Source organism: Nonomuraea jiangxiensis (assembly GCF_900099965.1).
GTDB classification, from domain to species: Bacteria; Actinomycetota; Actinomycetes; order Streptosporangiales; family Streptosporangiaceae; genus Nonomuraea; species Nonomuraea jiangxiensis.
The window spans coordinates 1-24,233 of record NZ_FNDJ01000005.1; the positions used below are offsets into that span (position 1 = coordinate 1).

Sequence of the window (24,233 nt, forward strand, 5' to 3'; positions counted from 1 at the left end):
CCACGATCGTGGACGGCGCCGGTGACGCCGAGCAGATCTCCGGCCGGGTCAACGAGATCCGCGCCGAGATCGAGCGCACCGACTCCGACTACGACCGGGAGAAGCTCCAGGAGCGGCTGGCCAAGCTGGCCGGTGGCGTGGCCGTGATCAAGGCCGGCGCCGCGACCGAGGTGGAGCTCAAGGAGCGCAAGCACCGCATCGAGGACGCCGTGCGCAACGCGCAGGCGGCCGTCGAGGAGGGCATCGTCCCCGGTGGTGGCGTGGCGCTGCTGCAGGCCGGGGCCAAGGCGTTCGACAAGCTGGAGCTGTCGGGCGACGAGGCCACGGGCGCGGCGATCGTGAAGAAGGCTCTGGAGGAACCGCTCAAGCAGATCGCCGTCAACGCCGGCCTTGAGGGCGGTGTCGTGGTGGAGCGCGTACGCAACCTCACCCCGGGTGAGGGCCTCAACGCCGCTTCCGGCGAATACGTCAACATGTTCGACGCCGGCATCCTCGACCCGGCCAAGGTGACGCGTTCGGCGCTGCAGAACGCCGCGTCCATCGCGGCGCTGTTCCTCACCACCGAGGCGGTCATCGCCGAGAAGCCCGAGAAGACCCCTGCCGCTCCGGCCATGCCGGGTGGCGGCGGCGACCTGGACTTCTGAACGGATCGCCGGCGGGCATCGGGCGGGACCGCGAGAGCATCCTGCGGTCCCGCCCTGGCTCGGTCGGCGAGCGGGCCTTCGCTCTGAGCGGATTCGCCAAGAACGGAACGCGGACCGGCGCGGGTGGTCCAGCCGCCAAGGTGGGAGGATGCCGAACAACGACCACACCGAGAGCCTCCGCGCAGCCGAACGGCGCCTCCAAGCCGCCCAGCTCGCCTCCGACGTCGCCGCCCTCAGCGAGCTGCTGGACGACGCGGTCCTCTTCACCGGACCCGACGGAAAGCTCTACTCGAAGCAGGACGACCTGACGGTGCACGAAAGCGGCCGGCAGGTGCTGACCCGCGTCGAGGAGGAGGACCTGCGGGTGCTGGCCACGGCGCACACCGGTGTCACCTGGTTCCTCGGCACGCTGGAGGGCACCGTCAACGGTCAGCCGCTGACCGCTCGCATGCGCTACACCCGGACCTGGATCCACGACGAGGCAGGGTGGCGGATCATCGCGGCCCACGCGACGTTCCTCACCGACGAGGGCTGAGGCGGCGCTCGACGCCGGGGAGGGATCCGATGCCGGACCGGTCAGGATCGGAGAAGCGCGGGTCAGGGAGTCTCGCCTAGCCTGACTCGGGCGCGACGATTTCCGGTCTCCAGGCTCGACACCTACGAGTCGGTGACCGGTTCGTCGCGTCTGAGACCGCGAAGGCGACCCGCGTACAGATGGAGACACGATGAGCACAGCCACGAGGACGGACACGCAGTCGCCTGCGCTGCACGTTGCCGACAGCCACGACATGATCCGCGTGCACGGCGCCCGCGAGAACAATCTCAAGGACATCAGCGTCGAGATCCCCAAGCGCCGGCTGACGGTGTTCACCGGTGTGTCCGGGTCGGGCAAGAGCTCGCTGGTGTTCGACACGATCGCCGCGGACTCGCAGCGGCTGATCAACGAGACCTACAGCGCCTTCGTCCAGGGTTTCATGCCGACGCTGGCGCGGCCCGAGGTCGACGTGCTCGAAGGGCTGACGACCGCGATCATCGTCGACCAGCAGCGGATGGGGGCCGACCCCCGCTCCACGGTGGGCACCGCCACCGACGTCAACGCGATGCTGCGCATCCTGTTCAGCCGGCTCGGGCAGCCGCACATCGGCTCGCCCAACGCGTTCTCCTTCAACGTCCCTTCGGTGCGAGCGAGCGGCATGGTCACTGTCGAACGCGGCGCCGCCACCAAGGCCGTGCGACAGACCTTCACCCGCGCCGGCGGCATGTGCCCGCGCTGCGAGGGCCGGGGCACGGTCTCCGACATCGACCTCACCCAGCTCTACGACGACTCCAAGTCGCTCGCGGAGGGCGCGTTCACCATCCCCGGCTGGAAGTCGGACAGCTGGTGGACCGTACGCGTCTACGCCGAGTCGGGCTTCCTCGACCCGGACAAGCCGATCCGCGAGTTCACCAAGAAGGAGATGCAGGACTTCCTCTATCGCGAGCCGACCAAGGTGAAGGTCGAGGGCGTCAACCTCACCTACGAGGGGCTGATCCCGAAGATCCACAAGTCGTTCCTGTCCAAGGACAAGGATTCGCTGCAGCCGCACATCCGGGCGTTCGTGGAGCGGGCGGTGACGTTCACCACGTGCCCCGACTGCGGTGGCACCCGGCTCAGCCCGGCGGCGCTGTCGTCGAAGATCGACGGGATCAACATCGCCGACGCCTGCTCGATGCAGATCAGCGACCTGGCCGAATGGGTCCGGGGCCGGGCCGAGCCGTCGGTGGCGCCGCTGCTCACGACGCTTCAGCGCACGCTCGACTCGTTCGTGGAGATCGGGCTGGGCTACCTCTCGCTCGACCGGCCGTCGGGCACGCTGTCGGGCGGCGAGGCACAGCGTACGAAGATGATCCGCCATCTCGGCTCCTCGCTCACCGACACCACCTACGTCTTCGACGAGCCCACCACGGGCCTGCACCCGCATGACATCCAGCGGATGAACGACCTGCTGCTGCGACTGCGGGACAAGGGCAACACCGTGCTCGTCGTGGAGCACGAGCCGGAGACGATCGCGATCGCGGACCACGTCGTCGACCTCGGTCCCGGCGCCGGTTCGGCGGGCGGCACCGTCTGCTTCGAGGGCACCGTCGAGGGGCTGCGGGCCAGCGGCACCACCACCGGCCGCCATCTCGGTGACCGGGCCGCGCTCAAGGAGACGGTGCGCAAGCCCACCGGCGCGCTGGAGATCCGCGGCGCGAGGACGCACAACCTGCGCGAGGTCGACGTCGACATCCCGCTCGGGGTGCTGGTCGTCGTCACCGGTGTCGCCGGCTCGGGCAAGAGCTCGCTCGTGCACGGCTCGATCCCCGCCGGCGCGGGTGTGGTGTCGATCGACCAGGGCGGGATCCGCGGCTCGCGGCGGAGCAACCCGGCCACGTACACCGGGCTGCTCGACCCGATCCGCAAGGCGTTCGCGAAGGCCAACGGCGTGAAGCCGGCGCTGTTCAGCGCCAACTCAGAAGGCGCCTGCCCCAACTGCAACGGCGCCGGCGTCGTCTACACCGACCTGGCGATCATGACGAGTGTCGCCACCACCTGCGAGGAGTGCGAGGGAAAGCGGTTCGAGGCGTCGGTGCTGGACCACCACCTCGGCGGGCGCGACATCAGCGAGGTGCTGGCGATGTCGGTGACGGAGGCCGAGGAGTTCTTCGGCGGCGGCGAGGCGCGCACGCCGGCCGCGCACGCCATCCTCAAGCGGCTCGCCGACGTCGGGCTCGGCTACCTCGCCATCGGCCAGCCGCTCACCACGTTGTCCGGCGGCGAGCGGCAGCGCCTCAAGCTCGCCACCCACATGGCCGACAAGGGCGGCATCTACGTCCTCGACGAGCCGACCACCGGCCTGCACCTCGCCGACGTCGAGCAACTGCTCGGCGTGCTCGATCGGCTCGTCGAGTCCGGCAAGTCGGTCATCGTCGTCGAGCACCACCAGGCGGTCATGGCCCACGCCGACTGGATCATCGACCTCGGACCCGGCGCCGGCCACGACGGCGGCCGGATCGTCTTCGAGGGCACCCCCGCCGACCTCGTCACGGCCCGCTCCACCCGCACCGGCGAACACCTCGCGACCTACGTCGGCGCCTGACCCGCGGCCTCGGCCGTCACACCCGTTCGAGGGTGGCGTCCGGTCCTACGCTTCTACGGTCGCTGAGGATGTCCTGGCCCAGTTCGGTGGGGTAGTGCAGGACGAGGTTGGCCTGGCGGACACTGTCGATCAGGTTGGCCTGGCGCAGGACTCGGGCGTGTTCGCTGGCCGTGGCCAGGGGGACACCGGCGCGGCCGGCCAGTTCGGTGGTGCTGCAGCCCGGGGTCATCGCGACGCAACGCAGGACGTCGGCCCTGGTCCGGCCCAGCAGGGCGGCCAGGGCGTCGGTGCTGGTGACCGCCAGGCCGGATCGGTGCGGCGCGGGATAGACCAGTACGGGCGAGAGCGCCGGGTCGGCCAGGGAGATCGGGGTCCCCCTGCAGAAGTAGGACGGGATGAGCGTCAGCCCTCGCCCGCCTAACTGGATCTCCCGGCTTCCGGCGGGATAGTCGACCTCCAGTACGGGGAACCGCCAGCGCATGTGAGGCGAGAGGGTGGACAGCACCTGCTCCACGCCGCCGTCGGTGAGACCGCGCAGCACGACGGCTCGTTCCCTGGCCAGGGCGCGTTCCACGAACACCCAGTGCGGGGTGAGGACCGCGCGGCAGTAGTCGCTCGCGGCGCGGCTGAGCCGGCGTATCGCCTCGGGGTTCCCGCGGGCCAGGTCGTCCAAGGTGGCGGGCAGGTGGACGTGGGTACGTAGCAGCTCCAGCTCGTCGCGGACCCGGGCTCGGGGGGTGTGCGCGAGCGCCTGGATGGCCTGGTCGGGGCCGCCCTGGGCTTCGATCGGGGTGAGGAAGTCGGGGAAGTACCGGGCCCGGGGGGCCAGCGGGATGAGCGTGGTGCGTACCTGGGTGAGCAGGCCGGCGTCGATGAGTTGCCTGCGGGCCTGGTGCCGCCACTCGGTGATGATCGGGCCGCCGTCATGGGCCTGCAGGCGGTGCAGGCTCCCGACCATTTCCCACGTCAGATCCGCCCGGGGCGCGATGCGGACACGCGCCAGATCCTCCGCGGTGAAGACTATTTTCAGGATCCCCCTGGCCATGTGCCGTCTCCTGTCGTCGTCGCCTTGCTGAATGGCGGTTCGGGTGCCGCCTCGTACGTTGTTCACGCCGCTTTCCCGGCCGGAATGGCGCAGGCCGGGAAAGCGGCTTCCAGGAAATGCGACATTCCTGGGGAAGAGCGCGCGATCACAGCGTCGACTTTCAACGCGGAATGGCAGGGCACCGAATCTCATCAGGCAGGCTTGACCGAACGGTCCGGCCTTCGAGAAAGGCGCCAAGCGGAATAGGGCGGGCTTCTCCTTGCATCAGACACCCCGTCCGAGAAGCACCGTGATCAATGCTGGCACCGGCCCGTTCCTCGCAGCAAGGCAGACCGTCCGGGTGGGACGCTGGGATGACTTCACCCACCGAAGCTGCGGATTCATCACCCCCGCGGGATACGCCGGGGACGTCGCCCAGGGTCGGGCCCGCAGCCGGCGCAGCACGGCGAGCGCCCGGCGGTGGTCGTTGACCGGCGGAGGCGGCCCGAGTCGCGGCGTTCTTCGGGAGTGAGCTTGTCGGTGATTTCCGTGCGGCGGCCGGCGCCCATCATTTCGCGTGACGAGCTCGGGGTCAAAAACGCGGTTCCGCCGTCAGGCGCGAAAGATCCCGCCGAATTTCATATTATTCCGAAATCGGTGGCGCCCAGAGCTGGTCGGCGTCGCCGGCGGCGAGCCGGCCCCGGTAGACGTCGATCTTGTGATCGATGAGCCTGAGGTTCTCCTGCACCTCGGCGAGCTTGGCGCTCACGTCGGCGCGGTGGGCCTCCAGGAGGGCCAGCCGTTCCTGCTCGTTGCCGTGGCCTGCGGAGATGAGCTCGGCGTAGCACCGGATGGTCTTGATCGGCATGCCGGTGGCCCGCAGCTTGGTGCAGACGACGATCCACTGGAGGTCGAACTGGTGATAGCGGCGCCGGCCGCCGGCGGTGCGGCCGACGGGGGTGACGACCAGCCCGGCGCGCTCGTAGTAGCGCAGGGTGTGCACGCTGACCCCGGTGCGGCGAGCCGCCTCGGCGATGCTCAGCCCCGCATCGGGGTCGGAGCCGGCGGGCCCGGAATGCGGCTGGGGCTTGACCTGGAGCATGCTCTAAATCCTATCCTCCGAGCTCACGGGACGTCCTCCTCTCGCCGGTCACGGCCCCCGCGGCCCGATCAGCGGGCCGTGCCATCATGACTTGATGAATGAGACATTTCACCGTCAGCGTTTGTCCTTCGGCGAGGTCGCGGACGCCTATGACAAGGTCCGGCCGTCCTATCCGGCGCAGGCCATGGAGTGGGCGCTGGGCACCGCGCCGGTCAAGGTGATCGATCTGGGGGCGGGGACGGGACTGCTCACCCGGCTGCTGGTGGGGTTGGGGCACGAGGTGACAGCCGTTGAGCCCGATCCGAAGATGCGGGAGAAACTGAGCGAGCGGGTGCCGGGATGCGTCGTCCTCGCAGGGTCGGCGGAAGAGATCCCGCTGGCCGACGGTGTGGCGGACGCCGTCGTCGCCGGCCAGGCGTACCACTGGTTCGACCCCGAGCCCGCGCATGCCGAGGTCGCCCGGGTGCTCCGGCCCGGAGGCGTGTTCGCGCCGCTGTGGAACCTGCGGGACGAGTCGGTCGAGTGGGTGGCCCGGCTCTCCCGGCTCATCCACGAATTCCGGCAGTCGGAGATGGACCGGGTCCTGTCCGGCACGGAATTCGGCGACGCCTTCGGGCCCGTCGAATGCCGTGAGTTCCAGCACAGCCGGCCGCACACACCGGCCTCGCTGCTCGCCCTCGTCCGCTCCCGCTCGTGGTACCTCACCGCGACGCAGGATCGTCGGCAGCAGATGGACGACGCCGTCCGGACCCTCACCGAGGACCTCCCGCCCGCCTTCGACCTGCCGTACGTCACCCGGGTCTACCGCGCCGCCCGGGGCTGACCGCGGGGGAGTGGACTCTGCCCTTGTGGGAGAGTCCATGCTGGTGGGCGTGGACGAAGATCTGCTGCCGATCGGGCAGTTCGCCAGGTTGAGCCGGTTGAGCGTCAAGCAGTTGCGGCACTACGACGAGTTGGGGCTGCTGGTGCCGGCGCACGTGGACGCCCATTCCGGCTACCGCTACTACCGGCGCGCGCAGGCCAGGCAGGCGTTGTCGATCGGGTTGCTGCGCACGCTGGACGTGCCGCTGCCGGTCATCGCCGAGGTCCTGTCCGGTACGGCGGGCGCCCTGGACGGGGTGCGCGCCGGGCTGGAGGCGGAGCTGGAGAGGCGGCGGCGGACGCTGGCGGCGCTGGAGCGGGTGATGGCCGACGGCTTGCCGGCCGTTCCCGTACGGGTGGTCACCGAGCCCGCCAGGACGGTGGCGATGACCGGGGAGAGCGCGGCCGGGCTCGCCGACGTGGCCCGTGCCACCTCGGCGGCGATCGCCCGGCTGCTGCACGCGCTGCCCCCGGCAGGCCCGCCGCAGCTCATCGGGCTGTTCCCGGTCGACATGGACGACACCTTCGAGGTGCGCGCCGCGCTCGTCACCGACCGCGACGGCCCGGCGGAGCCGTGGCAGCGGGCGGGCCTCGACCTGGCGGTGCTGCCCGGCGGGGCGTTCGCCTGCGTGACGCACGTCGGCCCGTACGACCAGATCTCTCTCACCACCCATGCCGTACTGGCCTGGTGCGCCGAGCGGGGGCACCCGCTGGTCGGACCGATCCGCGAGGTGTACGTCTCCGACCCGGCCACCACCGAGCCGGACCGGCTCGTCACCCACCTGATGATCCCCTTGGAGGACCTCCCATGACCCCGACGATCACCACCCACGGCCCCGTGACCTGCCTGAACGTGACCGGACTCGGCGAGCCAGGCGGCAGCGAGCACCTGTCGGCCGTCCGCGCCCTGCACACCGTGGCCGCCGCCATGGGCGCCACCGCCGGCCCGCTGACGGGCCAGTGGTGGGTGGAGGACGAGCGTCCCGGCCTCCAGGTCCCGCGCGAGCAGTGGCGCTGGCACCTGCTGCTGCCGCTCACGCAGGAGCAGCCGGAGGGTGCGCTGGAGCAGGCCCGCGAGACCGTCCGCGCCTCGTGCCCGGCCGTGGACCGGGTACGCCTGGTCACCGTCACCGAGGGCCGCTGCGTGGAGTTGCTGCACGAGGGACCGTTCAGCGAGGAGCACCTGTCGCTGAAGGTCATGGAGGAGTTCATGGCCGAGCACGGGCTGGTCGTCAACGGCCTCCACCACGAGATCTACCTGACCGCCTGGGACGACCCGGCGCCCCGCACGCTGCTCCGCCAGCCGGTACGCCCGGCCTGACCCGGCCGGACAGCCGGTCAGGAAGGCAGAGCGTAAATCGTTTGGCGGCGCGGCGGCTCCGCGGCGATGATCAGGTATGGCAGTGACTCCGGCGGTGCGAGCCTACTACGAACAGGACAGGGAACACGATCGGCTACGCCAGGGCCGTGGCCGGTGGGAGCTCTGGCGGACGCAGGACGTGCTGCGCCGGAGGTTGCCCCCGCCCCCGGCGCGGGTGCTGGACGTGGGCGGCGGCACCGGCGTGCACGCCGAGTGGCTGAGCGCCGACGGTTACGAGGTCGAGCTGCTGGACCCGATCCCGCTGCACGTGGAGCGGGCCTCGCGGGTGGCCGGGGTGACCGCCCGGTCGGGCGACGCGCGGCGGTTGCCGGTTCCGGACGCGAGCGTGGACGTGGTCCTGCTACTGGGCCCGCTCTACCATCTCGCCGAGCGGGCCGACCGGGTGCGGGCGCTGGCGGAGGCCCGGCGCGCCGTACGGCCCGGCGGCCTGGTGGTCGCGGCCACCATCAACCGCTACGCGGCCGTGCATGACACCGTCTACCTGGGTCACTACGTGCGGGAGCCGGAACGGCAGGCGGCGCACGCGGCCCTGGCGGACGGGATCATGCTTTCTCCTGGCCGGGGCTTCAGCGCCTACCTGCACGACCCGGCCGAGGTTCCGGAGGAGTTCGCCGACGCCGGGCTCCCCGAGGCCGAGCAGTACGGGCTGGAGGGCGCCTTCTGGCTCATCGGCGACGTCGAGGACTGGCTCGACGACCCCGAGCGCCGCACGCTCATGCTCGACGCCCAGCGCTCGCTGGAATCGGTGCCGTCCCTGCTGGGGGTCAGCAGCCACCTGCTGACCGTCAGCCGGCGGGATGACTGACGGCCCTGGGCAGCCGTACGGCGATCATGGCGATGTCGTCCTGCTTCGCCACGGGCATGCGGGCGAGCAGCTCGTCGCAGAAGACGTCCAGGGAGACGCGGGACAACGCGGCGGAGTGCCGGCGCAGCCGTTCCAGGCCCATGTCGATGTCCTCGCCGGGCACCTCCACCAGGCCGTCGGTGTAGAGCAGGAGCGTGCTGCCCGGAGGCAGGCTCGTGACGGCGCTCTGGCGCGGTGCGTCGTAGCCCACGCCGAGCAGCGGGTTGCGGCCGCCGTCGAGGTAGTCGGCGTCTCCGTCGGAGGTGACCAGCAGCGGCGGCGGGTGCCCGGCCAGCGAGTAGTTGACCAGCCATTCCCCGTCGTCGCGGTTCTCCAGGCGGGCGAGGATGCAGCTCGCCGTGCCCTCGCGGTGGAAGACCTCGGTGGCGATGTTGAGGCGGCGCAGGATGTCGCCGGGTGGTTCGCGGCGGTCCATGGCCAGCCCGCGCAGCATGTTGCGGAGCTGGCTCATGGTGACGGCGGCGCCCAGGTCGTGCCCGGCGACGTCGCCGATGGTCAGGATGGCGGAGCCGTCGGGGTGCAGGAAGGAGTCGTACCAGTCGCCGCCGATCTCGGCGGTGCTGGCGCTCGGCCGGTAGCGGGCGGTGATCTCCAGCCCGGGCAGCTCGGGCGGCTCGGGGAGCAGGTAGTGCTGCAGCGCCAGCGCCACCCGCTGGGTGCGCTGGAACCGCATGGCGTTGCTGAGGTGGGCGTGGGCGTGCTCGAGCATCCGGCTCAGCAGGTCGACGTCGGCGGTGCTGATCGGTTCGCGGCACCCGGAGACCGTGGCGTCGACGATCGCGGCCACCGTGCCGTCCACGAGCACCGGCACCAGGGCCATGCTGTTGACCCGGGCGGTGGCGAACCACTCCTCGGCGCCGGTCGGCACCACGTCGGCCGGCGGCGATCCGCAGGGAAAGGCGAAGCGGACCGGGCGGCGGCGCCTGATCACGTCGGCGAAGACGCTGTCGGGCTCGAACCGTTCGGTACGCAGCATTCGCGACGGCGGCATGCCGTCCCGGTTGGTGGTCACCACGCGCTCGGCGATGAACGGCTGGACGATCGACTGGTCGTCCTCGAACTGGGGGAGCAGGTAGATGCCGACCCCGTCCGCCAGGGTGGGGACGATCACCTTGGAGAGCATGCCGAGCACCTCCTCCAGATCGGCGACGTCCGCGGTGGCGGCCGCGGTCTGGTCGAGCAGCGTACGGAGCCTGGACTCCTGCCACTCGTCCTCGATGTCGGCCAGGGCGCCGATCCACTCGACGACCTCGCCGTTCTCGATGACGGGCGCGGCGCGCGATCGGATGTGCCGGTAGGTGCCGTCCGGCATCGCCAGCCGGTAGATCTGCTCCAGATGGCTCTGCCGCAGCATGGCCTGGTAGGCAGCCTCCTCGGAGAGTTCGCGGTCGTCGGGATGGATGACCGCCAGCCACCCGTTGCCGCGGTATTCCTCGAAGGTCTGCCCGCTGAGCCGCTGCCATCCGGGGCTCGGCTCGGTGATCCGGCCCAGCCCGTCGCCCACCCACAGCGCCTGCGTGTCGATCTGCAGGAGGCTCTGGTAACGCAGGATGGCCCTGCTGCTCCGTACGGCTCCGAACTCCGCTTCGGGGCCGACGTGGTCGGTGACCTCGGCGATGATGATCAGCACACCCACCTCGCCGGAGGCCAGCGAGATCCGCGACATGCTCGCGGAGGCGTAGCGTTCGCGCCAGGGCGGGCCGCTGTCACGGAACTCGAACGGGACCTCCCGCAACGTGATCGTCTGCCCGGTCTCCAGCACCTGGTCGAGTTGGGCGACGAAGCCCAGTGGGCGCAGGTCGCTGAACACCTCGCGGCCGGGCAGGCTGCGCGTGCGTTCGCCGACGATCTCCTGGTAGGCATGGTTGGTGTAGACGAGCCGATGGCCGGGACCGCTCGTGACGGCTATCCCGACGGGGACCGGGTCGAAGACATCCAGTGACAGGCCCCCGGACAGCTGAGTCTCCGCATTGCTCACCCTTGCCGTCCCCCGCCCACCAGCACCCCCTTGAACGTGATTCGTTCCTCCCAGTCGCCAGAATGATGGCCATCGCATCGACCATCCCTGTGATGACGTGATTATGTACGTATTCGGGTAAATACCGGCCCAAGTGGGCGGCATCAGCTCATAAGTTGCCATGGCCGGGTGGCTTCGCGCGGTGTTTGCGCAGGTCAGTGATGGATTCCCAAGCTACCCGACACGTTCACCGTCGCGTACGGTGGGAGGTCGTTACCAGGTGACTGGGAGCGCTACGGGGCCTCTGTCGGTCGTGCCGTGGGTCCACTCGATGTCGGCCACCGGCACGCCGAGCCGCAGGCCGGGCAGCTGCCGGGCGAGGGCGGCGAGCGCCGCCGCGACCTCCATGCGGGCCAGCGGCGCGCCGAGGCAGTAGTGCAGCCCGTGCCCGAACACCAGGGGCGGGCTGGAGTTGCGTGCCGGGTCGTACCGGTCGGGGTCGGCGAAGTGGGCGGGGTCGCGATGGGCGGCCTCCAGGCGGACGAGCACCAGGTCACCGGCGCTGATCGGCACCCCGGCCAGCTCCAGGTCCGCCTGGGCGTAACGGGGGAACGGCTCGGCGGTCATCCCCGACTGCAGGCGCAGCACCTCGTCCACGTGCTCGGGCACGAACGCGGCCAGCCGCTCCTCGGCCAGCAGGCGCAGCGCGGCCGTGGCGACGGCGTTGCGGACCGACAGGTAACCGGCCGCCACCAGGGTCGTGACCATGGCGCCCAGCTCGCCGTCGCTGAGCCGCCCGTCGGCCGTGTCACGTACCGTGATCAGGCCGCTGAACAGGTCGTCGCCCGGCCGCCGGCGCGTCTCCGTGACGAGCTCGGCGGCGAAGGCGCCCAGCTCCTCCCAGGCGCGCCCGGCCGCGGCCACGTCCTCGGCCGGGCCGAAGGTGAAGTCCACGCCGCCGGTGGCGTCGGCCAGGCGCAGGAAGCGGTCGCGGTCCTCGATCGCCACCCCGAGCAGCTCGCCGATCACCGTGATCGACAGCGGCGTGGCGAGCCCCGCGACGAGGTCGGCGGGCCGTGACAGGCCGCTGACGAGCTCGTCGGCCAACTGCTCCACCCGCGGGCCCAGCAGCGCGATGCCGCGCGGGTTGAACGTCTTCGACACCAGGCGCCGCAACCGGGTGTGCGCCTCGCCGTCCTGGAACAACGTGTCGTTGCCCGGGGTCTCGTCGCCGGGCGGCGCCAGCCCGAACCGGCGGTCGGCCAGCACGGCGGCCACGGCGTCGTACGAGGTCACCAGCCAGGCGCGGCGGCCGTCCGGGGTGCGCACCGGTGCGACGGGGGAGGACTCGCGCAGCTCGGCGTAGGCGGGCGGGGGCCGCAGGGGGTCCGGGCGGTCGAACGGCAGCGTGGCCGTCGGGACGCTCCCGGCGATGAGCGCGATCGTCCGCCGTACGACGTCGGCCTGGGCGGGGGCGAGATCTTCGAGGAAGGGCTCCATCGCCTCCGGGTCCCACTCCGGCGAACCCGGCGCCGCATCGACCGGCAGGTGCTTCATGCTGTACTCGGCGAGCGCGGCGGCCAGCGGCGCGATCCTCGGGTCGCCGGGCTCGGCCTCGGCCAGCTCGTCGAGCCTGCGGTAGAAGTCGTGGCCGCGGGCCGTCGCCTCGGGGTCGGCGGCCATCGACTCGAACATCTCGAAGAACCGTCCCTTGCCGTGCGCCGCGGGCATGCTGTCCATGAGCACCAGCAGGTCGCGGTCCCACGCGGCGGCCTTCGACGCGGGCATGCCGACCACCTGCAGGAAGTCCACGAGGTCGGGCGAGGCGGTGTCGTCCGGGCCGAGCGTGCCGGCCTGGAACCGCTCCCGCATCGTCGCCAGGCGCGCGCGCCTGGCCTGGATCTCCCGCTCCTGCCTGGCCAGGTCGGCGTCGATCTCCGCGAGGATCTCGGGCAGCTCCCTGGAACGGTCGTCGGCGACCACGTCACGGACCTCGTCCAGGCTCAGGCCCAGCTCGACGAGGCGGCGGACGCGGGCCAGGGCGATGGCGTCGCGCATGCCGTACTCGCGGTAGCCGTTGGCCAGGCGCGGCGGCTCCGGCAGGACGCCTTGATGGTGGTAATAACGCACCGTACGGGTGGACACCCCGAGCAGCGCGGCGAGTTCTCCGATCCGCATGCCCTCAGTAAAGACGTTGACGCCGCGTCAAGGTCAAACCTGCCGGGCCGCGTAATGTGGGAAGAGAGCGGTGCGGCTGGTGCGTGGACCGGTTCGGGGGATCTGCCGCAGCTCGCCTGGAGGCCGTGATGCGTGCCATCGTCATCGAGAAATTCGGCCCCGGCGGGGAGTTCCCGGTCGGCGCCAAGGTGGCGGCGCTGATGGGCGGCCTGGGGCGGACCATCAACGGCAGCTACGCCGAATACACCCGGGTTCCGGTCTCGAACCGTGGCCCTGATCGAGTCGGACCTGCCATGGGCCGTGCTCGCGGCCGTCCCGGAGACGTACGCGACGGCTTGGACCTGCCTGTTCCGTAACCTGGAGATCGTTCCCGGGCAGCTGCTCGTCATCCGCGGGGGCACCTCCTCCTTCGGGCAGGCCGCGATCGGGCTGGCCGTCAACGCCGGCGCGCGGGTCATCGCCACCACCCGCGACCCCGAGCGGTTCGGGATGCTGACGGCGCTCGGCGCGCAGCGCGCCGAACGGGAGGAACCACACCTTTCCGTACGCATCGCCGAGGCCAAGCGGGTGGACGCGGTGCTGGACCTGGTGGGCAACAGCACCATCCTCGACTCCCTGGCGATGCTGCGGCGTGGCGGTCGCGCCTGCCTGGCGGGCTGGCTGGGCGGCCTCGATCCCATCGCCGACTTCAACCCGCTGCTGCAGATGGCCAGCGGCGTCTACTTGACCTTCTTCGGCAGTTTCGTCTTCGGGACCCCGGGCTTCCCGCTGTCCGACGTGCCCCTGCAGGAGATCGCCGAGCAGGTGGCGGCGGGCCGGTTGAAGGCCGAGCCGTCGCGCGTCTTCGGTTTCGAGGAGGTTCGCGAGGCCCACCGCGTGATGGAGGCAAACCAGGCCAAGGGCAAGATGGTCGTCGTCAACGCCTGAGGGCGTATGGTCACATATCTCACCTAAATCCCCTAAGGTGCATACGTATTTGATTACTTGATTACAAGGGGAGCGCCTTGATCGTTGAGTACATCCGCTATCGCGTCCCGGCTGCGGCGGAGGAGTTCGAAGCCGCCTACCGCCGAGCCGTCGTCCCCCTGGGCAAGGCGCCCCAGTGCTTGGACTACGAGCTGTCGCGATGCGTTGACGAGCCCGAGTGCTACATCCTGCGGATCGCCTGGACCTCGGCCGAGGACCACCTGAAGGGCTTCCGGAACAGCGCCCACTTCGCCGAGTTCTTCGCGGAGATCAAGCCGTACGTCGCCGGCATCGAGGAAATGCGGCACTACGAGCAGACCATCGTCAGGACCGAGCCGACGTTGTTCGACTGGGCGGGCGGCGCGGAGGCGTTCGAGCGGCTCACTCAGGTGTTCTACGACCACGTGATCGCCGACGACCTGATCGGCCCGCTCTTCGCGCACATGAGCCCCGACCATCCCCAGCACGTCGCGATCTGGCTGTCGGAGGTCTTCGGCGGCCCCGACCGCTACACCCGTGAGCTCGGCGGCTACCCCCGGATGCTCGCCCACCACCTCGGCAAGCAGCTCCGCGAGGACCAGCGCCGCCGGTGGGTGTCCCTGCTCATGGACGCGGCCGACGAGGTGGGGCTGCCGGGCGACCCCGAGTTCCGGGCGGCCTTCGCCGGTTACATCGAGTGGGGGACCCGCATCGCGGTGCAGAACTCCCAGCCGGGCGCAACTCCGCCGGCCCAGGCGCCGGTTCCGCGCTGGGGCTGGGGCGTCGCCCCGCCGTACCAGCCCTGAGCCCTCAGCCATGCCCTGAGGCACGCCGCCGCCCGCCGTCCCCCGGAAAGGTTCCCCCCCGCCATGCGGCTCCCAGCCTGGTTCACCGAGCGGCCCGTCTCCGCCGCTCCCGAGACCGAACTGCGCGTCTCGACCCTGGAGCTCTTCTTCGACCTGGTCTTCGTCTTCACCATCACCCAGCTGACCGCCCTGCTGGTCGTCGGCCTGGACGTGGCGCAGCCCGGACACCGGGCGGTGGGCATCGGTGAGAGCGCGCTGCAGGTGCTGCTGGTGTTCGGCGTGATGTGGTGGATGTACTCCGGCTACGTCTGGCTGCTCAACTCCGTCCCGCCGGTCCGGCCCGCCCGCCGGATCCTGGTCCTGCTCGGCATGACCGGATTCCTCATCATGGCGCTCGCGATCCCCACCACCTTCAGCGGCGGCGGGGTCGCCTTCGCCGTCGGCTACCTGCTGCTGATCCTGGTGCACGGCGCCCTCTACCTGCAGGCCACCAGGGCGATCATGCGCGTGGTGCCGTTCAACCTGGCCGCGACGGCGCTCATCGGCGCCGCCGGGTTCCTCGACCCGCCCTACGCCTACCTGCCGTGGGCCGCCGCGCTCGTCCTGCTGTGGGGCAGCCCCTACTTCATCGGCCAGCAGGGATTCACCTTACGAGCCCCGCACGTGGTCGAGCGGCACGGCCTGCTGGTGATCGTGGTGCTCGGCGAGTCGATGCTGGCCATCGGGATCGGCGCCGCCGACCTGGAGGTGGGCCTCGGCCTCGGCGTGGCGGGAGCGTTCGGCCTGTGCCTGGGGGCGTGCCTGTGGTGGGCGTACTTCGGCGGCGACGACGAGACGGCCGCCGAGCACACCCTGGCCGCGGCCGAGCCGGTGCGGCGGACCAGGATGATCCTGGGCGCGTACTTCTACGGGCACATACCGCTGCTGCTCGGCGTCGTCGCCGTGTCGGGCGGGATCAAGAAGGTCATCGGGCATCCCTTCGACCCGCTCAAGCCGTCCGCGGCGATCATCCTGGCCACGGGCGTGGCCCTCTACCTCGCCGGCGACTTCTGGTTCCGCCGGGTGCTCAAGCTGTCCTGGGCTCGGCTCAGGGGAGTGGCCGCGGTCCTCGCCCTGGCCGCCGCCGTGGCCGGACTGTGGGCGGCGCTGGCGGAGCTCGCGATCCTGGTGCTGCTCCTCGTGGCGGTGCTGCTCGTCGAGCACAGGCGCCGGACGCCGCATGTGAGCTTGTGAAGCCCTCAGAACGCGCTGGCACGAGGCCGGGCGTCATGCTGCTGAAACGGCAGGTGGTCGCCGGACGAGTCGGGGTGATCCCGACGACCGGTGGGCTAACCACCGGCTGGTAGCCCGGGCCGACGCCGTGTCCGCCGAGGACCTACGCGCCGTCGTGATCAACGAGGTGTTCTCGCCGAATCCCGACGAGCTCGCCCGCTACGAACGGCTGATCGCCGCCGTGGACCGGGCCCGGGCGAGCGGAGCCGGCGCGGTCACCTTCGAGGGCGCCATGGTGGACGAGGCGTGTCTGCCCCGCGCACTGGTACGAGCCCGACCAACAGCCGCTCTGGCCGGGCAAACCCCGCCGAATACCAAGTTTCGGTAAAAGGCTGTCTCTTCTATCTTTACCGTGACCATGTGTCGCGAAGGAGATGTTGGATTGTGAAGATACGTTTCGAAACCACGCGCCTGAGAACGGGCGTCATCGCGGCTGCCGTCCTGGCCGGTGGTCTGCTGACCGCCACCCCGGCCGGCGCCAGCACCGTGAGCGGCCAGAGCGCGGCGACCTCGGTGACGCTGTCGGCCGAGACCGCCGCCGCGGCTCGCCCGAGCAACGGCAGGATCCTCTATCACCGCTTCGCCGGCGGTCCGAACAGGCTCAAGATCAAGAACGGCACCTCGAGAGACGGCGTCGTGGCCCTGGTCAAGGGCAAGTCCAAGGCGATCAGCATCTACGTCCGCGCGAAGTCCACCGCCACGATCAAGGACGTCAGGGACGGCACGTACCGGATCTACTTCACCACGGGCACCCAGTTCAGCGTGTCGAAGGGCAGGTTCGGCCGCGGCGCCGTCTACCAGCGCTTCGACGACCAGGTGAGGTTCCGGTCCTCCGCCACGCAGTACACCATCTACACCCTGACCCTGAACCCGGTCCGCGGAGGCAACGCGCACAGCAGCGCGGTCAACCCGAAGGATTTCCCGGCTTGACCGCCGGGGTCGGTCGCCGACCCCGTACAGGAAAGAGGCCACGTCGTCGGCAGACGGCGTGGCCTCTGCCTCGCAGTGGTGTCCCGTGCGGTGGCGCTTCTTGGGCTGCCGGTCCGGCGTCAGGCGGCGGCTTCGGCGAGGGGACGGACGACGATCTCGCTCACGTCGATGGAGGCGGGCTGCTCGATGGCGTAGGCGATGGCGTCCGCCACGGTGCCCGCCGGCATGTTGAGCTTGTCCGCCATGGTGCGTACCCAGGCCATGGTGTCGGGGTCGCCGCCCAGGGTGTTCAGTTCTGATTCGGTGAACGACGGGCTGACCACGGTGACCCTGATGTCCTGTTGCTCCTTGCGGAGCCCTTCGGCCAGCGCGCGGACCGCGAACTTGGTGGCGCTGTAGACGGCGGAGTTGGGGACGACGTCGTGGCCGAGGGTGGAGGACACATTGATCACGTGGCCCGACCGTTGCGCGCGCATCAGGGGAAGTACGGCCGCGATGCCGTGCAGGACGCCGCGGAGGTTGACGTCGATCATCTGGTTCCACTCCTCGACGCGCAGCGCGTCAAGGCGTGACAAGGGCATCACGCCGGCGTTGTTGACGAGGACGTCGATGCGCCCGTGCCGGCGGTGAGCCGCCTGGACGAACGCCTCGACGCTGTCCGGGCTGGTCACGTCGAGCGCCGCGTACTCGGCGGCGCCGCCGTCGTCGCGGATGGCGGCGGCCAGGGCGGCGAGCCGGTCGGTACGGCGGGCGCCGAGCACCACCTGGTGACCCGACGCGGCGAGGCGCCGGGCGGTGGCGGCACCGATGCCGCTGCTGGCACCGGTGATGAGGACGATCTTCTTGCTCACTTCATGTCCTTCGGTTCGTGGGTCATGACTACAGGTCGTACGTGGCCGTCCGGGTCGGGAGAGCCGACGGAGGGGTCCAGCACGGCCAGCACCCGTTGCAACATCGCGATGTCCTCGTGCGCCTCGGTCCTGTCGAGGGCCTCCAGCCCGGCGTGCACTGCGCACATCCGCCGGACCGCCTGCTCGGCGACGTGCCGTCCGGCCGGTTCCAGGCGGACCAACTGACCGCGTGGCGTCTGCGGGTCGAGATGCCTGCTCACCAGGCCGCGTTCGCACAGCCGGTTCACCTGCTTGGTCACCGCGCCGGAGGTGACCATGAGGCGGCGGAACAGCTGGGTCGGGCTGAGCGCGTAATCCGGCGGGGAACGGCGCAGGGCCAGCAGGATTCGCATCTCGGAGGGCAGCAGGTCGTACTCCTTGGCCAGTGCGGTGAAGTCCTGTTCGAGGAGTTGCGCGATCCGGTGGATCGCTGATGCCAGCACGATGTTGGTGACGTCGAGATCCGGCAGCTCCCGTTGCCAGAGGGCGGCCACCCCCAGCGGGTCGGGGCCGCTGACACGAGGGGCGCAGGACGGCGTCCCGTCGTCGGGGTCGCTGCGATCCGGGAGACCGGAACTGAAGTCTGTATCGCTCACAAGCCTGTGACCACTGTTTCTTCCTGGGAAACCATCTTCCTGGGAAGATAACGAGGAAGTCGGCTACGCGCAAGCGGCAGGCTGACGGAGGAGCGGGGCGGCGGTTGCCCGGATCTTGCTCACGGCCGCTGTCGCGAACACCGTGCCGACGAGCCCGTAGGAGTCGCTCGCAGGAACGCCGGCCACCGCAGGCGGCGCTGGCGTTCCTGCTTCGGGTGTTTCCGCCGGCATGCAGCGAGGCGATCGGTCACGACCCTCAGGTGACGGGCACGTCGTTCATGGGACGGAAGCTGAACAGGTTGACGTCCACGCTGCGCACGTCCGGGGGCGGCGCGCTCACCAGGGCGAACATCCGGATCTGCTGGCCTGGCGCCAGCTTGAGCAGCGTGGTGGAGGTGCACACACAGTCCAGGGTGCCGCCGGCGCCGGGGGCGCTCAGCGCCACATACCGCGTCTGAGCGGCATCGGTCAACGCGAGCCAGAAGAACTCGATCAGCATGAAGGGTGCCGTGACGCCCAGCCTGTCCCGATCCTCGTCCAAGCCCGGAGCTCCCAGGTCGACCTCGGCACTACCGGTGTTGCGGAAACCGACCGAGACCAGTACGGAGTCCGGCCCCAGCCGGCGCAGCTCCAGCAGGTCGGCGGTCACTCCGGCCATCTTCCGCAGTCCCTCGGCGGTCGTCACGGGCTCGCCAGGCGCCCTCGGCTCCGGGGCCGCGGTGGGCATGGCAGGGGACGGCGTGACGGCGCGTTCGAAGACCACCTCGACCCGGCGGTTGGCGGCCCGGGCCTCCTTGGACGTCCCGGAGACCCTGGGCAGGCTCTCACCCTTGCCGTCCACCTGGAACGCCAGGTCGGCGTCACCGGTCAGGGTGCTGAGCGCCTGTTCGACCGCCTGGGCGCGGCGCCGTGACAGGTCCAGGTTGTAGGTGTCGGAACCCACGTCGTCGGTGTGGCCGACGACGGTCACGGTGCCGGTGGCCTTGGCGCGGATCTTCTCGGCGGTACGGCGTAGGCGATCCCGGGCCGCGGCGGTCAAGGTGGCCTTGTCGAAGGCGAACAGCACGTCGGTGTTGAGGGCGATCTCCACCTTGTCCGGTGATTCGACGACATTTTCGGTGGTGCCGATGGTGTTCGTGGCCAGCCCGACGGTGTTGGGGAAGGCGGCGGCGACGGTGGCGGCATCCGGTTCGCCGTCGAGCTTGAGGGAGCCGGCACCCGGTTGGATGATCGGCACGGGACTGCTCACGCTGGCGCTGGCCAGGCCGACCGCCACGCTGGTGGTCTGCGCGGGCACCCGGTAGACGGCCCAGACCAGGAGCGGCTCGGATGTGACTTCGAGGGTGCCCTCGGCAAAGCTGCACAGGCACCGAGCGCCCATGCCCTCCTTGTCGCGCATGGGGAAGTAGACCGAAAGGCGCGGGTCGTCGTACAGGAAGATCCCGGCGACGGTGCTGCGGTAGTCGTAGGCGACCTGCCCCGCGAGCGACGGGGCGCTGAAGCCGGACAGGTTGCTCCCGCCGCGCTCGACGGTGATGCGCAGCCGCGCGGTCACCGTGTCCGGGGCCGTCCGCTCGATCGCGAGCACGTCCGTACGGGCCGCGCCGCTCTGCTCGCTGTGTCCGTTGCCGTACAACGTGGCCAGGGCCGGAGCGCTCTCCGGCGCGCCCGTCGTCTGATGCGTCGGGGGGCGGCCGGGCGGCTACTGGTCGGCGTGTCTGGGGTGACCGGTCCCTCGCCAGGCCCGGCGCATCCGGCGAGGGGGACGACGGCCACGATGACCGCGGCGATCAGCCGCCGGCGTAAACCGCCGGCACCGGACCGGCTGCCACCCGCAAACAACATGTAACCCCCAGAGAACTCGTTTCCCGTCGTCGGTGAGGTAGACGGTTCTGGGGTGGTCCCGCGTGACATTGCTCCGAGAAGGCGGTTGCCGCTGTGCCGGTCAGGGCGGGGGCCGCCTTCCCTGCCTCCCGGAGGCTCCGGTGGCATCCACCCTGTCAATCGATCCTGACAACCTGCTTGAGGTAGACGATGCCGTCGATCAGGTCGAGCTGGGCCGGGTCCAGCGGGAAGTAGGCGAAATCGTGGGAGATGCGCGGGGCGGGCTTGGTGATGGCCTCGGCCAGGCGGTGGGCGTCGATGAGCGAGTGGTCCCAGGGGAGCGTGGACAGGATGCCCTCGACGGTGTCCGGGGGCGGGGCGTGGTCGCCGGTCGTGCCGAAGGCCGAGGCGAGGAAGGCGTACCGGTCGCCCAGGTGCGCTCCGGCGATCGCCCCGGCGCTCCACCACTCCAGCTCCTGGTCCCCGAGCGACATGAGGCTCCTGTTCCGTTGCAGGTGGAGGTTGTGGGCGAAGACCAGGGCCGGGCCGTGCTCCGCGATGGCACGCAGGTTGGCGGCCATCATCGCGTCCCGCAGGGCCGACAGGTGCGGCCACCGCACCGGGGACGTGTCGGCCATCCAGTAGTGGTAGCGGAGCAGGCCGGTGGCGGTGCGCCCGTACAGTGCCGCCCGATCCCTGTCCTCGGGGCTCAGCCGCGGCACCTGCGTGTCGAGCAGCGCCACCAGGTCGTCGGCGATCAGTCGCAGCCGCTGGGCGTCGGCGGACTGGCCGATCGACTGGGACGGGTCCATGATCGTGGCCTCGTTCGTCCACCGGTCGTCGGGGCCCAGCAGCGCGTCGAGGGTTTCCCTGGTGCAGGAGAACGGGCCGTCGAGCAGGTCGTAGAGGGCGGTGAGCGCCTGGCGCGGACTCTCGGCCCAGTATTCCAGGGGGCCGTCGAACCCGAAGAACCGGAGCTTTTCCTCATGCTCCTCGTTGTACGCCCGCATCCAGCGTACGAGCTCGCGGTTGGCCGGTGGTGTGCCGAAGCGGTGGCTGAAGCCGCGTTCCATGACGTCATCGAGCGTGCCCGCGCCCGTCGTGAGGTAGTCGTCCACGACGAGGCCCTTGAGGCAGTCGCTCTCGATGGCGAACGACCGGTAGCCCTCGTGCTCGACCAGATGCCGGAAGAGCTCGTTGCGCAACTCGCCCAGTTCCTCCACGAAGTGCCTGGCCTCGCCCAGGCCGAGCAGCAGGGGCTTGGCGGGAAGCGACCGCAGGAACGCCGAGACGCCCGCGCCATCGAGCGGCCGTGCCATGTCCTTGATATCCATACCTTCAACGGTATCGTTGAACACCCAGTGTAAACTTTGCCCTGGAAACCCCTGCTGCCACCGCGATGAACCTTCAATCGGTGATGCACAGTGGGCCTGGCGCGCGGCTCGGCCACTTATGGCACGAGGTTCCCGTCCATACGATGGGTTTCCCGGCAACCGGTCAGAGACGCCCCGAGGGCAGTCGTCACGTACAGGACGTTACGCCCGGATCGTTCGCGCGCGACCAGCCCGCTCTCGCGCAGTACGCGGAGGTGCTGGGACACCGCGCTGGGCGTGACACCGAGCGCGCGAGCCAGGTCCGTCGTCGTCGCCGGGGACCGCAGTGCCTCCAGCAGTTCAGCTCGCGCCCGGCCGAGCAGCCGGACCGCGCTGCCGGCGGGAGCCCGCGTTCCCGCGGTCCACAATGCTCCGACGCCCCGAGCCGGATAACGCACCGTGGTCTGCGTGGACGTCCTCTTCTTGATCAGCACGTACGGTGAGCCGAGAACGACGGGCATGAGGACCAGTCCACCCGGACCGAGCTCCACGATGCGCTCGTCCCGCCAACGCGCTTCGGCAAGCCTCAACCGGCCATCACACCAGCGCAGATCCGGATGTAGGCCGGTGAACAACCTCTGGGCACCGCCCGCGGCGATCTGCTTGGCGCGATAGGCGACGTCCGCGTCGAGTACGGCGTGGATCCGTGGCCAATGCGGCGCGACAAGCCGGTCGTGTGCCACGCGCAGTTCCTCTGCTATCGCATCCAGTCCCGCCGCGGGCCGCTCGGCGAGCGCGGTGACCGGGCCGGGGAGTTCTTCGCCGAACACGCGCCGCAGGCTGCTCCGTACGTAAGCGGCAGGTGTCCTCCGCAACGCCGCCAAGTCGTCCTCGATGGATCCCCCCGAGCCGGACGGGGCGGGAACGAGGAACCCCGGCCAGCTCGGCCGGTTGCCCACGATCAGTGGCCACGTGTTCGAAAGGTCGAGTGGGTTCCTGGCCAGCTCGTCCGCCGCCCACCGCAGCCACCGCAAGTTGATGGGGTTTCGATCAAGACCGCCCAGTTGCTGCAGGGCGGACACGGTCTCCGACAGCGGCGAGACCGCGAACCGGGTCGACGCCAGCTCGGCGACGCCGAGCTCGATCGTCAGAGCCATGACCCGATTATGTAGCACCGACCTACATGCTGGCATGACGATAATCCCGCGCCGGAAGATCACGGCATGACGCAGAGCGAGGTCGAACCGCGATTGAACGCGGGCTACTGGCGGTTGTGGTGGGCGACGGGTATCAACAGCGTCGGTGACGGGGCGTTCGCCGCGGCCGTTCCGCTGCTGGCCGTCACGGTCACGCACGACCCCAGGCTCGTGTCCATCGTTTCCGCGGCGACGTACCTGCCCTGGTTGCTGCTGTCCCTACCGGCCGGCGCAATCGTCGACCGGTACGACCACGTCACCCTCATGTGGCGCGCGCAGGCGAGCCAGGCGGTGATCGTCAGCGTTATCGCTGTTCTCGTCGCGCTCGGCCACATCGGCATTCCGGCTCTCGCGATCATGACCTTCGGGCTGGGAGCGTGCGCTGTCGTCTTCACCAACGCGGCGCAGGCGGTATTGCCGGATCTCGTCGCCAAGCCGCTGCTGCACAAGGCGAACGGCCACCAGCAGACGATCACCACGATCGGCCTGCAGTTCGCCGGACCGCCGCTCGGCAGCCTGCTCTTCGCGGTGGCCGTGGCGTTGCCGTTCGGGTTGGACGCCGCCTCATTCGCCCTGTCCGCCGCGCTGCTGGCGACGCTGCCCGGCCGTACGCGCGGGCGGATCGGCCGTACGGCGGGGCAGATCGAGCACCCGCCGATGCGTACGGCGATCGCGGACGGCGTGCGCTGGCTGGCCCGGCACCGGCTGCTGCGCACCCTGGCGATCCTGCTCGGCGTCAACACCTTCTGCTGGCAACTCGGTAACGTCACACTCGTCCTGCTGGCGACCCGGACGCTGGGCCTCGACGCGCCCGGTTACGGCCTGCTGCTCGCCGGCGCCGCGCTCGGCAGCCTGCTCGGCGGTCTGGTCAGCGCGCGTGTCATCAAGAAGATGGGCGCCCTTCCCGCACTGCTCACCGCGCTCGCCACGAACGTCGTCGTCTTCGTCGGAATCGGGCTGAGCCCGAACGCGATCGTCCTCGGCGTCCTGCTGGCCGTCAACGGCTTCCTCGTCACGCTGTGGAGCATCGGGACGGTCGGTCTCCGGCAGCACATCGTGCCGTCCGAGCTGCTCGGCCGGGTGAACAGCGTCTACAGGATGCTCGGCTGGGGACTCATCCCGCTCGGGGCGCTGGCCGGCGGGCTCGTGGCGCATACGTTCGGGTTGCGCGCGGCGTATCCCGTCGCGGGGGTGCTGAGAGGGATCGCCCTGGTGGTCGCGATGCCGATGCTGATCCGTGCCCTGCAGCACCGCCCCCGGCGGCCGGCCACGTTGGTCAACGATGCCTCGAATCCGCAAGGTCGGTTACTGTGGTGACCACCACGGGGAA

At 70.3% G+C, this 24,233-nt stretch carries 22 protein-coding genes; 13 read left to right on the forward strand and 9 right to left on the reverse strand.

All coding sequences use genetic code 11. From position 1 onward, the window contains the following. The 3 genes from BLS95_RS12130 to BLS95_RS12140 all read left to right on the forward strand — a co-directional run. A partial coding sequence (locus BLS95_RS12130; protein WP_281249984.1) for a TCP-1/cpn60 chaperonin family protein occupies positions 1–644 on the forward strand: 644 nt, incomplete at its 5' end. 148 nt (positions 645–792) lie between these two features. Further along, a complete protein-coding gene (locus tag BLS95_RS12135; protein ID WP_090931057.1) occupies positions 793–1,179 on the forward strand; it encodes a nuclear transport factor 2 family protein in 387 nt (128 codons plus the stop codon). 190 nt (positions 1,180–1,369) lie between these two features. Continuing rightward, complete coding sequence (locus BLS95_RS12140; RefSeq protein WP_090931058.1) at positions 1,370–3,763, forward strand: ATP-binding cassette domain-containing protein; 2,394 nt, start codon at positions 1,370–1,372, stop codon at positions 3,761–3,763. Positions 3,764–3,779: 16 nt separating this feature from the next. Here the strand turns inward: BLS95_RS12140 and BLS95_RS12145 are convergent, their stop codons facing one another. Both BLS95_RS12145 and BLS95_RS12150 read right to left on the reverse strand, forming a co-directional pair. Further along, positions 3,780–4,808: a winged helix-turn-helix domain-containing protein gene (locus BLS95_RS12145; RefSeq protein WP_090931059.1), complete on the reverse strand. Its 1,029-nt coding sequence runs from the start codon at positions 4,806–4,808 to the stop codon at positions 3,780–3,782. A 622-nt stretch (positions 4,809–5,430) separates the two neighbouring features. Next, the gene (locus tag BLS95_RS12150; protein ID WP_090931060.1) at positions 5,431–5,889 is read right to left on the reverse strand and encodes a MerR family transcriptional regulator; all 459 of its coding nucleotides are present in this window, start codon (positions 5,887–5,889) and stop codon (positions 5,431–5,433) included. A 94-nt stretch (positions 5,890–5,983) separates the two neighbouring features. Here BLS95_RS12150 and BLS95_RS12155 point away from each other — a divergent pair, with 94 nt between their 5' ends. The 4 genes from BLS95_RS12155 to BLS95_RS12170 all read left to right on the forward strand — a co-directional run bounded on the left by BLS95_RS12155 (position 5,984) and on the right by BLS95_RS12170 (position 8,936). Continuing rightward, on the forward strand, positions 5,984–6,712 hold the full coding sequence (locus BLS95_RS12155; RefSeq protein WP_090931061.1) for a class I SAM-dependent methyltransferase: 729 nt from the start codon (positions 5,984–5,986) through the stop codon (positions 6,710–6,712). 49 nt (positions 6,713–6,761) lie between these two features. Further along, positions 6,762–7,562 carry a MerR family transcriptional regulator gene (locus BLS95_RS12160; protein ID WP_090931418.1) on the forward strand — a complete coding sequence of 267 codons (801 nt, stop codon included), beginning with the start codon at positions 6,762–6,764 and terminating at the stop codon, positions 7,560–7,562. Beyond that, a complete protein-coding gene (locus BLS95_RS12165; RefSeq protein WP_090931062.1) occupies positions 7,559–8,071 on the forward strand; it encodes a hypothetical protein in 513 nt (170 codons plus the stop codon). The genes BLS95_RS12160 and BLS95_RS12165 overlap by 4 nt, the downstream gene beginning before the upstream one ends. Before the next feature lie 76 nt (positions 8,072–8,147). After that, positions 8,148–8,936 carry a class I SAM-dependent methyltransferase gene (locus tag BLS95_RS12170; RefSeq protein ID WP_090931063.1) on the forward strand — a complete coding sequence of 263 codons (789 nt, stop codon included), beginning with the start codon at positions 8,148–8,150 and terminating at the stop codon, positions 8,934–8,936. Here BLS95_RS12170 and BLS95_RS12175 read toward each other — a convergent pair. Then, positions 8,917–10,974, reverse strand: coding sequence for a SpoIIE family protein phosphatase (locus BLS95_RS12175; RefSeq protein ID WP_245765001.1), 2,058 nt, complete (start codon positions 10,972–10,974; stop codon positions 8,917–8,919). The two genes, BLS95_RS12170 and BLS95_RS12175, sit on opposite strands and share 20 nt — an antisense overlap. Before the next feature lie 252 nt (positions 10,975–11,226). Beyond that, positions 11,227–13,131 carry a cytochrome P450 gene (locus BLS95_RS12180; RefSeq protein WP_090931065.1) on the reverse strand — a complete coding sequence of 635 codons (1,905 nt, stop codon included), beginning with the start codon at positions 13,129–13,131 and terminating at the stop codon, positions 11,227–11,229. Between the two features lie 267 nt (positions 13,132–13,398). On the opposite strand from BLS95_RS12180, the gene BLS95_RS12185 reads away from it, so the two are divergent. From BLS95_RS12185 to BLS95_RS12205, 5 genes are all read left to right on the forward strand, one after another. Beyond that, complete coding sequence (locus BLS95_RS12185) at positions 13,399–14,058, forward strand: zinc-binding dehydrogenase (protein ID WP_218135721.1); 660 nt, start codon at positions 13,399–13,401, stop codon at positions 14,056–14,058. 77 nt (positions 14,059–14,135) lie between these two features. Continuing rightward, positions 14,136–14,882: a group II truncated hemoglobin gene (locus tag BLS95_RS12190; RefSeq protein ID WP_090931066.1), complete on the forward strand. Its 747-nt coding sequence runs from the start codon at positions 14,136–14,138 to the stop codon at positions 14,880–14,882. Between the two features lie 63 nt (positions 14,883–14,945). Next, positions 14,946–16,115, forward strand: a complete 1,170-nt coding sequence (locus tag BLS95_RS12195; protein ID WP_090931067.1) for a low temperature requirement protein A — start codon at positions 14,946–14,948, stop codon at positions 16,113–16,115. Positions 16,116–16,242: 127 nt separating this feature from the next. Beyond that, entirely contained in the window at positions 16,243–16,482 is a 240-nt protein-coding gene (locus tag BLS95_RS56790; protein WP_090931068.1) for a hypothetical protein, read from the forward strand. A gap of 56 nt (positions 16,483–16,538) precedes the next feature. Further along, a complete protein-coding gene (locus tag BLS95_RS12205) occupies positions 16,539–17,084 on the forward strand; it encodes a hypothetical protein (protein WP_090931069.1) in 546 nt (181 codons plus the stop codon). A 119-nt stretch (positions 17,085–17,203) separates the two neighbouring features. Here BLS95_RS12205 and BLS95_RS12210 read toward each other — a convergent pair whose 3' ends face one another. From BLS95_RS12210 to BLS95_RS12230, 5 genes are all read right to left on the reverse strand, one after another. Beyond that, positions 17,204–17,935, reverse strand: coding sequence for an SDR family oxidoreductase (locus tag BLS95_RS12210; RefSeq protein ID WP_090931070.1), 732 nt, complete (start codon positions 17,933–17,935; stop codon positions 17,204–17,206). Further along, positions 17,932–18,570: a MarR family winged helix-turn-helix transcriptional regulator gene (locus tag BLS95_RS12215; RefSeq protein ID WP_143043677.1), complete on the reverse strand. Its 639-nt coding sequence runs from the start codon at positions 18,568–18,570 to the stop codon at positions 17,932–17,934. The genes BLS95_RS12210 and BLS95_RS12215 overlap by 4 nt, the downstream gene beginning before the upstream one ends. 256 nt (positions 18,571–18,826) lie before the next feature. After that, entirely contained in the window at positions 18,827–20,206 is a 1,380-nt protein-coding gene (locus BLS95_RS12220; protein ID WP_090931072.1) for an OmpA family protein, read from the reverse strand. Between the two features lie 364 nt (positions 20,207–20,570). Continuing rightward, positions 20,571–21,728 (reverse strand): erythromycin esterase family protein, encoded by a 1,158-nt coding sequence (locus BLS95_RS12225; protein WP_090931073.1) that lies wholly within the window; start codon positions 21,726–21,728, stop codon positions 20,571–20,573. Between the two features lie 116 nt (positions 21,729–21,844). Beyond that, positions 21,845–22,864: an ArsR/SmtB family transcription factor gene (locus tag BLS95_RS12230; protein ID WP_176993154.1), complete on the reverse strand. Its 1,020-nt coding sequence runs from the start codon at positions 22,862–22,864 to the stop codon at positions 21,845–21,847. A gap of 66 nt (positions 22,865–22,930) precedes the next feature. Between BLS95_RS12230 and BLS95_RS12235 the strand changes: the two genes are divergently transcribed. Further along, entirely contained in the window at positions 22,931–24,220 is a 1,290-nt protein-coding gene (locus tag BLS95_RS12235) for an MFS transporter (RefSeq protein ID WP_090931074.1), read from the forward strand. The last annotated feature ends 13 nt before the right edge of the window (positions 24,221–24,233 follow it).